The following is a 13148-nucleotide window of genomic DNA, read 5'->3' on the forward strand; positions in this document are numbered from 1 at the left end:
CAATGCCCTCACCACAGCCTCAACCCAACGCAGTGGATACCCTGATCGCCTGCCGCTTGCCGGCCTGGCTTGCCAGCGCATCCGAGGACCACTTGGGCAAACTGCGGGTTAGTCTGCAGCGCCAGCAACGCAGCCAGCACCACTTGGCTGAGCTGTTTGCCCGTATCACGCCACTGGACGCTTTTGCCAAGACATTGTTAGACCAGGCACTGAGTGATCGCCAGTTGCCGGCGCTGGATGTGCGCCAGGTGAAGCTGCGCACCACCACCACCCTTCCGATTGCATCGGTGGGCCCTGGGGGGCTGGGCAATTCGGTAAGCGAGATCGCTGAGGTGAGTTTGCTGACGGCCGCGCTGCACAACTTCAGCGAGCATGAGACACCGCCCTCTGGTGCTTTTCAAACCCACGTCATCGTCGATGCGCAAGGTGAGCCGCAATCACTGAGCCCGCAGGTCTATGTAGCGCTTTGCCGAAGTGTCGACGTGGGTGGGCGCTATCAGCGCCATCTTGAGTCAATTCTGTTGGGGCCGGGGGAGAGGAGCAAGCAGGTGGAGACCCTGCTTGAAGACAGCGCGCGTGCCAACCTGGAGGCTGATGTACGTCTGGCTGTGCTCAAGGGCGAAATTGATGAGCGCCTGTACCTGCAGTTCCTCCCTGTGCTTTCAACGGTGGCCGTGGTGGACTCCGACACTACGCGCCTGTTGCCATTTGATCTGCGTGTGCTGGGCAAGCAACTGCGCGGCGTGTTGGCTTTCGAGGCGCGGCGAGGGGGGCTGACGAGTGCGCCTCTGGAGGGTGTGGTGCTATGGGTTCCCGATGACCCCCACGGTCCGCTGCAGCGTTTTGCGACGTGGGATGAGTTGTGGCACGGCCTGGGCCGACGATGCCAGGCGAAGGGCTACCCAGCCTTCATCCAGCGGTTCATCGGCGAGCGTGACCGCTGTGCCTTCAGCCGCACACTGCGTCGATTGCTACAGGCCAGAGCGGGCGCGCTGCCGATTCAGCTAGACGGTCGCAGCCAAGCGATTGACCGGTCATTGTTCCCGCATCTGCGGAAAGTCCGCCTCGATACGTTGCTGGACGATGCGCGTGTACTGGCCACGCCAACTGCCGAGGCGGACCAGGCTGAGCGCGAACGACGCATGGGCGACTATGCCAGCGCAGGGTTCGATCTCTTGGGGTTGGCCAGCCTGTTTGTCCCTGTTCTTGGCCTGCCGCTGTTGGGCATCGCTGCTTTGCAGATCACTGACGAAGTCTATGAAGGTTATGCAGATTGGAAGCTAGGTGACCGTGAGGGGGCGTTGAACCACCTGTGGGGCGTTGCCGAAAACGTGATTGCCGGCGTTGCTGTGGCATCGATTGGGCTCGTGGCGGGACGATTGATCGAGCGTTCGGCGTACGTTGATGCGCTGGTGCCGGTGTTGAAGGCACACGACGAGGTTCGCCTGATCGATGCTGAACTACCCGGCTACGCGGTGCCGCAGCTGGGGTTGGCCGTTGGCGAGCGTACCCGCGTGGCCGGGCAGACACGGCTGCGCACCCATCTGGCGACCTATCAGGTAGTCGAGGATGCGCAAGGCGCGGGCTTGCGTATTCAGCACCCCAGCAGACCGAGCGCCTACTCGCCCTGGCTCGACAGCAACGGCGAGGGCGGTTGGTGCCATCAGTTGGAAACCCCGCAGCACTGGCAAGGGGCGACGCAGTTGATGCAGCGCTTGAACAGCGCATGGGCGGCGCTCGACCCCCTGACGGCCGAGCATGTCATGCACACGACCGGCTTTGATGAGGCGCGCCTGCGGCGCCTGCACCTTGAGCATGCGCCAGCACCGGCACGGCTGCATGATGCCTTGCAGCGCTATCAGTTGCATGCGCAGTACCCTGAATTGCACGGCGATGCGTTCGAGCTGCACCTGAGTGGGCTGCAACGCCCCCTGGAGGCGGCAGAGCAGCTGTTGACGCGTGACTTCCCGGGCCTTACCCCGCGCGCTGCGCGGCAGATCACCCAGCGCGCCGGGCCTGAAGAGGTCGAGCGCATGATCGGCACCCAGCGCGTGCCGCTTGCCTTGGCCAGCGAAGCGCGCTGGCTGTTGCGTGACAGCCGCCTGGACCGTGCCTACGCAGGCTTCTATCAAGCGGCGGCGGTGAATGCCGACACCGAGCGGTTAGCATTTGGCCTGCTGGCTGATGCGGCGCCATGGGCACAAACCGTCCGAATCGAGCTGCGCAATGACAGCCTGAGCGGGGACCTGCTCGCCCACGTCGGGGCAGAAGGGGCCGCTGACGTGCGTTACGTCATCAGGCGCGGCCAGGGTTACCAAGCGTCGCCTGCAGCCAGCGAAAATGACACTCTGTTCCAGGCGCTGTGGTGGCACCTCGATGAGGCGCAAAAACAGGTGCTAGGTGAGGGTGGCCAGACCGGCGAGCAGCTTGGGCATGCCTTGGCGGTGCGGGCCGGTGAGCAACGTGAGCGCGCGGCAACATTGCTGGGCATGGCGCCAAAAGGGGGGGTAGTTCGTCCGCCCGTGCGTTTCGGCGATGGTCGGCTGGGCTACCCACTGAGTGGTGGCGATGCCCTGCGCCCACCGCGCGGTCAGGTTCTCACCACGGCAGACATGCGCGCTCGCCAGTCCATTCGCGCCGGGCTGCACCAGTTGTTCCCGCACCGCCCGGCACAGGATGTGATGTGGCTGGCGCTGCAACTGGCGCAAAGGCCAGGGCGCACGGTCTGGACAGCCTTCAGCGAGCTGGCCAGGCAGGTCGAACGGCTCGACCTGAGCTTGCGCGCTTGGCGGGGGCAGGCTACGGCCGTCAATTACCATCGACGTCAGCGCGTCGGGCAGATGATTCGCGAGGCCTGGGAGCCGGATTTCTATGGCCCTGGCGGGGTCGATGAGTTGATTGTGCGCAACGAGCTTGTGGGCAGCCTGCCCGTGCTGCCGCCAGGTCTTCACTTCGGGCACTTGCACCGTCTGTGCCTGAGCAATGTCGGGCTGAGCGCGCTCGAGGGTGATTTCCTGGTGCGTTTTCCTCAGTTACGAAGCTTGCAACTGAGTGGCAACAGGCTGACGGAGGTGCCAGGGCTAGGCAACCTGCATCGCTTGATCAGCCTGGATGCGCAGCACAACCGGTTGACCACCCTCGAGGGGGTGCAGCACCTGTCGTCATTGACCCAGTTGATCGTGAACGACAACGCGCTCACGGAGGTACCGGGCTTGGCAACCCTGACCCGGCTCACGCGTTTGGACCTGCGTCGCAACCGCCTTTCTGCGCTAGACGGTGTGCAGGGCCTGACACTGCTGACCCAACTGGACCTCAGTGACAACCTGCTTTCAACACTTCCCGAGCAGATTCACCGGTTGATCCGGCTGCAGTACTTGAACCTGAGCAACAACCAGTTCACGTCGCTGCCGGCAGGTATCGAGCGCATGGTCGGTCTGACGCAGCTTAACCTGTCCGGTAATCGCCTTGGCGAGCTGCCGGGCACACTGAGCGGGCTGAACAGGCTGTTGCAACTGCACATGGGCGATAACCGGTTCAGCAGCGTACCCGCGGTGATTGGTAATCTGCCTGGCTTGAGAGTGCTCAACTTGCGCGGCAACCAGCTGGCTGCGATACCCGAGGGGCTGGAGCGGCTGCGGCAACTGACCGAGTTGTACCTGGCGGACAACCAGATCGTCATCGACGTGGCAGGCGGCCAGCGCTTGGAAGCGTTCATCGAATTGCGAACGTTCAGTTTGAATGGCAACCCGATAGGTATGATTCCGCCACTGCGCAACCTTGACCATTTGCGCCATCTGTCGCTTCGCTCGACTGGCCTGCGTGAATTCCCCTTGGCGTTCATGGAGCGTCATGCACAGGTCTATGTGGACCTCGCCGACAACCTCATCGTCGAACTGAGCGAGCGGGCATTGGCGTGGATTCGGCAGCACCCCAACCGGCTCAACCTGAACAACAACCCCCTTGATGAGCAGGATCTGGCACGTTGGCGGGCTGCGTGGGCTAAGTTCGACACGCTGAGCCAACGCGGCTGATGCCGCTGCGTGCGGGGTGCTTTGCAATAGTTACCGCAGGCGCCTCGCCCTGTACTGGTGCAATCCCAGCTCCGGCCTCAAGGAGCCTGCGATGCCAAATCTGCCCTTCGCCAATGATTCCACCGACGCACTGATCGCCAGCCGCTTGCCTGCCTGGCTGACCGCGACCTCGCTAGATACCCTCTACGCCTTGCATGAAAGCCAGCGCTGGCAGCAGCAGGTCCAGCATGAGCTGTACGGCTTGCTTGCGCAGATCACACCGCTGGATGCGTTTGCCGCGCCTTTGCTGCAACACGCATTACAGGCGCAACACCCGCTGACGCTCGATGTGCGCCGCGCCACCCTGCGGCGCAGAACCTTGCAGCGCTTTCCGTCGTTCGTTGCCCAGATCCCAGATGGGGTCAAAACGCAGGTCTACCAGCACAGCCTGCTGCAGTCGGCGCTGCACAACTTCACCGAGGGTGAAACCCTCGCCACTGGGCTCATGCAGGGGAGTGCGGTATTGGACAGCGAGGGGCAAGCCCTCGGTCTGTCGCCCAGGGCGTTCACCTTGCTGTGCCGCTCGCTCGACCTGGGTGGGCAATATCAGGCTTACCTGCGGGGGCAGTTGACCCCAGGCGGGGAGGCTGGCCGGCAAATTGAAGCGTTGATGGAGGAGGGCTTTCGCGCAAGCCTGGAGGCCGCTCTGCGACAGTCGCTGGTCAATGGAGAGATCGTGGCGCATGCCTGTGAGCAATGTGCGCCGCTGGTGGCCATGGTCGCGACCAAGTCAGCGATCGCCGGGTTCGAACCGCGGCAGATCAGGGTGTTTGGCCAGCGGGTGCGAGGGGCCGTGGCCTTCCAGGTCCGTCATGCTGGCCAAGAAGGCGTGCTCTGCTGGATCCCCGATGACCCTCACGGCCCTTTGACCTGGTTCGCCTCCTGGGACTCGCTGTTCCTAACGTTGGGCAAACAGTTCCGCTTGCCGAAGTACGGCGAGTTCTTCCAGCGGTTCATCGGTGAGCGAGACCGAGAAGCCTATACGCGAGCCCTGGACAACGCGTTGAAACGTGCGGGCCAAAATGCCCCTGTTCAGCTCGACGGCCGCCACGAGGCGATCGAGCTGCCGTTGTTCGAGCACTTGCGCAAGCAGCAGATCGATACCCTGCTGGACAACGCCAAAGTGCATGCCGTGCCCACCACCGCTGTGGATGCTCAAGAGCGGGACCGGCGTTTGCACTTCTACCTGAGCTTTGCCCTCGACGCACTGGGCTTGGCGAGTTTCGCCTTACCGGTGCTGGCGTTGCCGTTGTTGGGCATCACAGCGCTGCAGGTGGCGGACGAGGTGTACGAGGGGTATGCCGATTGGCAGTTGGGTGACCGACAGGGCGCACTGGAGCATGCCTATGCCGTGGCCGAGACGGTGATCATGACAGCAGCCAATGTCGGCGCGGGTGCTGCCTCGCATCGCTTGGCCCGTGCAGCCGTGGTCGATGAATTAGTCCCCGTGCAGGCCAGTCAGCACGGGTTGAAACTGTGCGACCCTGAGCTCCCCGGCTATGCCGTCGAGGGGCCAGGCGCTGTGGGGCAACTTACCGTGGCAGAGGGGCGAGAGTACCTGCGTACACCGGTAGCAAGGCACTTGACCGACCTGGACGCTGAATCGCAGCAACGGCGCGTCCGCCACCCTGTCCGCGTCAATGCCTATGCGCCCTTGCTTGAGGGCAATGATGCCGGCGGCTGGCAGCATGAACTCGAACGCCCCCACGAGTGGCAGGGGAGTGCTCAGTTGTTGCGTGACCTGGGCCATGACCTGGCGCAACTCGATGACCAGGTGGCCCATGAAGTGTTGCGTGCAACCGGGCTCGACGAGGACCGACTGCGCCGGCTGCATGTAGAACACGCACCGCCCCCTGCGCGGCTGCTGGATGCCGTGCAGCGTCATCAACTGCATGCTCAACTGCCCTGGTTGCAGGACGAAGGCTTCGAGCTTCATCTGCAGCCACAGCAAACGAGCCCCTCGGCAGTCGAAACCTTGCTACGTCGCGACTTTCCCGGGCTCACGGTGAACGGGGCCAGGGAGATCATCGAGCACGCTAGCGACGCGCAGGTCGAGCAATTGCGCGCACGCCAGCGCGTACCACTGGCCTTGGCCGAGCAGGCGCGCTGGTACCTGCGGGATGCGCGCCTGGACCGCGCCTGTGCAGGCCTGCTGCAAGCGGCAGCGCTCAATCGCGACAGCGAGCAACTGGCCTTGGCCTTGATTGCCGACCGGGCATCCTGGCGAGCTGTACGCATAGAGCTGCGCAGCGGCACGCTGACCGGCGAGCGGACCGCCTGGGCGGGTGCCCAGGCCGCCACTGAAGTGCGCAGCGTGCTCAGAACTGCCAAGGGCTATCAGGCCTTGGATGCCTACGGGCGCCCCTTGCCTGCGGCCAAGGCCGAAGACAGCCTGTTCCAGGCGCTGTTGCTGCAGCTCGACCCGTGGCAGCGTCGGGCGCTGGGTGAAGCCAGCGAGTCCCCGCAGGCACTGGCCGATGCCTTGTCGAAGTGGGCCAGTGAGCAGCGCGACAAGGCCGCCACGCTGCTCGGCATGGCGCCGGTCGGGCTGGGTTTTCGGCCACCGGTGCGGCTGGGCGATGGTCGCCTGGGCTACCCCCTGAGTGGCCGTGGCGAGAGCAGTAATCGCGCACTGCGCCGGGGTATTCAGCGGCTGTTCCCCGATTACGATGACAGCGCCCTCGACGCCTTCACGAGTACCGCACGCGAGCAAGGGCTGACCCCATGGAACTACTACCTGCAACTGTGCGAAGCGCTGCGTGCACTGGATCAGGCGTTAGGGCGCTGGCGCAGGCAATCGTCCGGGCCGATCCAGTTGATCAGGCGCACGCGCATGGCACGGCGCATTCGGCATGCCTGGCAGCGACGCGTTCGTGATGCCAGTGGCAACCCCATACTGGTCCTCGAAGGCACACGGTTGGGCAGCCTGCCCGACCTTCCGCCGGCGGTGAATTTTGATCATGTGATCGCGTTGACGCTGCGCAACCTTGAGCTGACGGCGGTCAACGCCGATTTTCTCGCCCGCTTCCCGCGGCTGAACCAACTGGACCTGTCGCGAAACCGGCTGACAGCCATACCCGATACCTCGCACATGGCGAACCTTGAATGGGTCGATCTCACCCACAATCGCATCGTTGACGTTAGTGAGGCGCAGGCCGCCGTGCTGCGTGCCAACCCCGACTGTGTACGCCTGCAGGGCAATCCGCTGTCACCGGTTGCGCTTGAACGGCTGAATGCTGCCCCGCCCCCTCCTGTGGTGGAAAGGGTAAATGAGCATGAACAGTGGTTCGAGGGGCTGAGCGAGGCGGAAGCCGCCCGGCGTCGCGGCCAGTGGGAGGCACTTCGGGCCGAAGCCGACAGCGCTGCGTTCTTTGGGTGCCTCGCAGAGCTACTGCATGCCGAGGCATTTACCCGCCAGGCCCAGGGCATGCGGCGTCGCGTTGGGGAATTGCTCAATGCGATGTATCACCATGCCCATGTGCGGCGCGCGGTGTTCGAGCAGGCGGCCCTGCCACGCGGGCGGGCGGACCTGGATGCGCTGGTCGTCAGGCTGCAGGTCGCGCTGCGCACCGATGGCCTGCGTGGCCGGCGGGTCGAGCGTGAGTTGCGCAACCTCGGCCGCGAGCTGTTCAGGCTCGATCAGGTCGACCGCTTTGCCGCACAGCACATCGAACGCTTGCAAGAGCGGCCGGGTGAGGCCGAGCAGGACGACATTCACCTGGCGTTCCGAGTAGGGCTAGCAGAGCCGTTGGGCCTCTATGGCCAGCCGACCTACCTGGACTTTCAGCATGTCGGCACAGTGACGCTGGGTGATCTGGTCGAGGCCGAGGCTGCCGTGCACCGCGCCGAGACGTCAGAGGCGCTCAGCCAGTTCCTGGTGCAGCAGGCGTTCTGGCAGGACCACGTGCGGGTCGAATACAGCACGCAGTTTGCAGCCATACGCCGCAGGTACGGTGCGCGTCTGGCCGCGTTGGTGCCAGAGCCGGGCCAGGACCATGCCCCAAGCGGACCGGTCAATGCGATCGTTGCGCAGCGTAGGGAAGAGGAGCAGGCATTAGCGTTGTCACTGGCGCGTGGCAACCCGTGGACCTGGTATCGGCTTGAACCTCCGCATGGGCCCGGCACCCTTGCCTATGCGCATTTGTCGCGGCAGCTTGAACACAGCTTCGAGGCGTGGCGCGGGCAACCCAGTGAGCCGGAATATGCTGCGCGGTCCTACATCGCCGGTGTGTTGCGCGAAGCCTGGCAGGCAAATTACCGAGATGAACTGCCGTCTTTGGGCTCATCCATCGATGGGCTGGCGGTCAGTTCGCTTCCCGAACTGCCGGCTGGCATCCAGTTCGAACGCCTGCGCGCGTTATCGCTGCGTAACCAGCAGCTTGCCACGCTCAGCGGCGATTTCCTGCGCCGCTTCCCCAACCTGGAGGACGTCGACCTCTCAGGCAATCAGCTCTCGGCCTTTGAGGGGCTTGAGCATCTGCCGCGCCTACGCAGGTTGAGTCTGGGGGGTAATTTGCTCGAGACCTTGGACGGCTTGGGCAATGCCAGGCAACTGACGGACCTGGACCTCAGTGGCAATCAGCTTGGCGAGTTGCCGGCCGGTATCGAGCAGTTGGAGCATCTGGCCAGCCTCGACCTTTCTTTCAATCAAATCGCTGCGCTGGATGCCCGCGCAGGGCAACTGCCGAACCTTGAAAACCTGCAGCTGGGTGGCAACCTGCTGGATGATGTGCCACGCAGCCTTGGCAACCTTGCCCGGCTAAGCATCCTCAACCTCAGTGCCAATCGGCTGACCCGCGTGCCGGAGCAACTGAATGGCCTCGGCCGCTTGACCCGTCTGGATCTGCGCGACAACGCCATTGTCCTGGACGCCCAAAGCGAGTTGCGACTGGAATGGTTCTCCCGGTTGCAAGTCCTGAGCCTGGAGGGTAACCCGTTGGGTATGGCGCCGAGGCTGCACTACAACGTGCAACTGCGCTACCTGTCATTACGCGCAACCGGCTTGCGCAGTATGCCCCTGGCGTTGCTGCAGCGTCATCCCGACATGGTCGTGGACTTGCGTGGCAACCGTATCGCGGCATTGAGCGAGGAGGCGCTCGGCTGGGTCGAGGCCCATCCGGAGACTGTAAATCTTGAGCAGAACCACTTAAGCGAGGCGGTCATGGCCCGGGTGCGCAATGCGCTGGCGCGTCTGCAAGCCGAGTGGGCGCGGGCGGCAGAAGCGGGGGAGGTGAGCGTGACCAGGAAGCCACCGGGGCGCAGGGGCTGACGGGCGGCGGGTGAAGAGGGGTGTACAACAACGCCCCTGACCCGCCAGAGCGCGGGCCGGGGGCGATGAAGATCAGCGGCGGCGGAACAGCGGTAGCGGCTGGTCGGCGGCGGCCTGGTAGGTCACCGAGAAGTCTTTCAGGCTTTGCAGTGCGTCTTCCGGGTCCTTGTCGGCACGGATGGCAAACGCATCGAAGCCACAACGGGCCATGAAGAACAGCTGGTCGCGCAGCACGTCGCCAATGGCGCGCAGCTCACCGGTGAACTTGTAGCGGTCACGCAGCAGGCGCGCGTTGGAGTAGCTGCGCCCGTCGGTGAAAGCCGGGAAGTTCAAGGCGATGACCTGGAAGTGCTGCACGTCTTCGCCGATCTCTTCCGCTTCTTCGTCGCTGTCCAGCCAGATACCCAGGCCGCCGTCGCGGGCCTTGAGCACGTGGGCATGGTCGCGCCACAGTTGCAGCGGGACGATGTAGTCGTCGCAGTTGGTCAACTCGTCGAACGACGTTTCCTTGGGCAGCAGGTGCCAGGTTTCGTCGACGATCTGGTTGTTCTTAATGATTCGCTGCATAGACGCGTTCCTTGAAGGGGTCGATGCCGATACGCTGGTAGGTGTCGATGAAACGCTCTTCCTCGGTACGCTGCTCTACGTACACGGCGATCAGCTTTTCAATCACATCGGCCATGGCGTCCTGGGCGAAGGATGGGCCGAGGATCTTGCCCAGGCTCGCGTCACGCGCAGCGTTGCCGCCGAGGGACACCTGGTAGAACTCCTCGCCTTTCTTGTCCACGCCGAGGATGCCGATGTGGCCCACGTGGTGGTGGCCGCAGGCGTTCATGCAACCGGAGATGTTCAGGTCGATCTCGCCGATGTCGAACAGGTAGTCCAGGTCGTCGAAACGGCGCTGGATGGATTCGGCGATCGGGATCGACTTGGCATTGGCCAGCGAGCAGTAGTCACCGCCCGGGCAGCAGATGATGTCGGTCAGCAGGCCGATGTTCGGCGTGGCAAAGCCACCTTCGCGCAGCTCCAGCCACAGGGCGTGCAGCTGGCGCTGCTCAACGTCGGCGAGGATGATGTTCTGCTCGTGCGAGGTGCGCAGGAAGCCGAAGCTGTAGCGCTCGGCGAGGTCCGCCACGGCGTCCAGCTGCTTGTCGGTCAGGTCGCCAGGGGCAACGCCGGTGGGCTTGAGCGACAAGGTCACGGCCACATAGCCAGGGCGCTTGTGGGCGCGGGTGTTGCGCGAGCGCCAGCGGGCGAAACCGGGGGCTTCGGCGTCTTGGGCGCTGTAGTCGACGTTGTCCAGGGCCAGGTAGTCCGGGTCGACGAAGTGGCGCGAAACACGCTGTACTTCGTCTTCGGTCAGGGTGCTGTTGCCGCCGCGCAGGTGGACCATTTCGGCCTCGACCTTTTCGGCGAACACTTCAGGCGTCAGCGCCTTGACCAGGATCTTGATCCGCGCCTTGTACTTGTTGTCACGGCGACCGTAACGGTTGTACACGCGCAGGATGGCGTCGAGGTAGCTGATCAGGTCCTGCCAAGGCAGGAACTCGTTGATGAACGCGCCGACCACCGGGGTACGCCCCAGGCCGCCGCCAACCAGTACACGGAAGCCCAGCTCGCCCGCTGCGTTGCGCACCGGCTCCAGGCCGATATCGTGCACTTCGATGGCCGCGCGGTCTTCTTTCGAGCCGTTGATGGCGATCTTGAACTTGCGCGGCAGGTAGGCGAATTCCGGGTGGAAGGTGGTCCACTGGCGGACGATCTCGCACCAAGGGCGCGGGTCGATGATTTCATCCGCGGCAACACCGGCGAACTGGTCGGTGGTGGTGTTGCGCAGGCAGTTGCCGCTGGTCTGGATCGCGTGCATCTGCACGGTGGCCAGCTCGGCGAGGATGTCTGGGATGTCTTCCAGCGCCGGCCAGTTGTACTGCACGTTCTGGCGGGTGGAAATGTGGGCGTAGCCCTTGTCGTAGTCGCGAGCGATCTTGGCCAGTGTGCGGACCTGGCGCGCGTTCAGCTGGCCATAAGGCACGGCGACACGCAGCATCGGGGCGAAACGTTGGATATAAAGGCCGTTCTGCAGGCGCAGAGGGCGGAATTCTTCTTCGCTCAGCTCCCCGGCCAGGTAGCGGCGGGTCTGATCACGGAACTGCTTGACGCGGTCCTCGATGATCCGCTGATCGTACTCGTCGTATACGTACATAAAAGTCCTGTCTCAGGCTGCATGCAGCTATTCGCGCGCACGGCCGCGCACTCCGGTTCGGAGCTGGGGAACGATATCAGAGTGTGTTTATGCGCTAAAGTGATGTTTTTGCATATGAAAAGAACCAAACGAACTAAGTGAGACTGACTGGCATTTGTTCGTCCGCCTGTGCCGTGGGGTTATACTCGCGGGTTTGTTGCAAGGGGTGTAACCGCATGCTCAAGGCGCTTTGCCAAAGCTTGTGCCTGAGCCTGCCGTTGGCAGCCAATGCGCAGGCTGCTTCCGTCGTGTTCCTTAACCCAGGCTTGTCCACCGAGACATTTTGGGTCAGCTATGCGCGCTTCATGCAGGCAGCGGCTGACGACCTGGGCATGACGCTGCGGGTCGAATACAGCGAGCGCAATGCCGAGCGAACCCTGAGCCAGGCACGGGCGCTGCTCAAGGGCCCGCAGCGGCCGGACTATCTGGTGCTGGTCAACGAACAGTATGTGGCGCCGGAAATCATCCGCCTGTCGAAGGGGACCGGGGTCAAGCTGTTTCTGGTCAACAACGGGCTGACGGCCAGCCAGGCACAAAGCATCGAGGCGCAGCCCGAGAAGTATCCCCAGGTGCTGGGCACGCTGACCACCAACGACGAGCAGGCCGGTTACCAGATGCTGCACCAGATGGTTGCCTTGCTCCCACGCACTGACGGGCCGGTGGACCTGGTGGCCTTCGCCGGGGTCAAGACCACGCCAGCCTCGCAACGGCGCGAAGCGGGCATGCGCCGCGCCTTGGCCGACTTCCCTCAGGTGCGTCTGCGCCAGGTGGTGTATGGCGGCTGGAGCCGTGAGCGCGCCTTCGAGCAGGCGCGTGTGTTGCTGCAGCGTTACCCGGACACCACGCTTGTGTGGTCGGCCAACGATGAGATGGCCTTCGGCGCCATGCAGGCATTCGAGGCGGCTGGGCGCATGCCAGGGCGCGATGCGGTGTTCAGCGCCGTCAACAGTTCGCCCGAGGCGTTGCGGGCGCGGGTCGACGGGCGCCTTGGGGTGTTGATGGGTGGGCACTTCACCTTGGGTGGCTGGGCCATGGTCATGCTGCACGACGATGCGCGCGGGCTGGTGGTCAATCGCGATGGCCTGCGTGAGCACAGCGTGCCCGCGTTGCAGTCGATTGACCAGGCAAAGGCGCGGCGTTGGCTCAAGTTGCTCGAGCAGGCTGATCATGGTGTCGATTTCCAGCCCTACAGCGCTGAAGGGCGCCCGGCTGACTACACGTACCCGTTTCTGACCGCACCGATGGATTACTGAACGCATTGCCACTTGGCGGCGTTGGCGAGGGATGCGGGCTTGCCAACGCCTGAGCGTCGCCCGTCGCCAGACAAAAGACCTTGCTTGAGGAAAGGGCATTGCTCGTCTTAACTGCTGGAGGTGAAGTGCATTCCCATAACCACAACAAGAGGCAATGCAATGGGAAACTCAACCAAGGTCCGCAAAGCTGACAGCAGTGTCGATGCCTGGGCGATTCTTTGCTTGATCGTCCTAGTGGTGGTCACCGCCGTGTATTGGGTCAGCCACCAGTAGACTGCCATTCAGACCGTGATGCAGCCAAGACGCCTGCGGGA

General features: G+C 63.7%; 5 protein-coding genes. 3 read left to right on the forward strand and 2 right to left on the reverse strand.

What is annotated here, in order from left to right; all coding sequences use genetic code 11:
- Nucleotides 1-2 precede the first annotated feature (2 nt).
- The gene (locus GIB19_RS15460) at nucleotides 3-4031 is read left to right on the forward strand and encodes a leucine-rich repeat domain-containing protein (RefSeq protein WP_274887104.1); all 4029 of its coding nucleotides are present in this window, start codon (nucleotides 3-5) and stop codon (nucleotides 4029-4031) included.
- A 91-nt stretch (nucleotides 4032-4122) separates the two neighbouring features.
- Entirely contained in the window at nucleotides 4123-9339 is a 5217-nt protein-coding gene (locus tag GIB19_RS15465) for an NEL-type E3 ubiquitin ligase domain-containing protein (RefSeq protein ID WP_274887105.1), read from the forward strand.
- Nucleotides 9340-9411: 72 nt separating this feature from the next.
- Here GIB19_RS15465 and GIB19_RS15470 read toward each other — a convergent pair whose 3' ends face one another.
- Together GIB19_RS15470 and GIB19_RS15475 are read right to left on the reverse strand one after the other, a co-directional pair.
- Nucleotides 9412-9906: a DUF934 domain-containing protein gene (locus tag GIB19_RS15470; protein WP_099453512.1), complete on the reverse strand. Its 495-nt coding sequence runs from the start codon at nucleotides 9904-9906 to the stop codon at nucleotides 9412-9414.
- A complete protein-coding gene (locus tag GIB19_RS15475) occupies nucleotides 9890-11542 on the reverse strand; it encodes a nitrite/sulfite reductase (protein WP_099429897.1) in 1653 nt (550 codons plus the stop codon). Before GIB19_RS15475 ends, GIB19_RS15470 begins: the two co-directional genes overlap by 17 nt.
- Before the next feature lie 215 nt (nucleotides 11543-11757).
- Between GIB19_RS15475 and GIB19_RS15480 the strand changes: the two genes are divergently transcribed.
- Nucleotides 11758-12834, forward strand: a complete 1077-nt coding sequence (locus tag GIB19_RS15480) for an ABC transporter substrate-binding protein (RefSeq protein WP_099429896.1) — start codon at nucleotides 11758-11760, stop codon at nucleotides 12832-12834.
- The last annotated feature ends 314 nt before the right edge of the window (nucleotides 12835-13148 follow it).

It is taken from the genome of Pseudomonas sp. ITEM 17296, assembly GCF_028895205.1.
Lineage (GTDB): Bacteria > Pseudomonadota > Gammaproteobacteria > Pseudomonadales > Pseudomonadaceae > Aquipseudomonas > Aquipseudomonas kermanshahensis.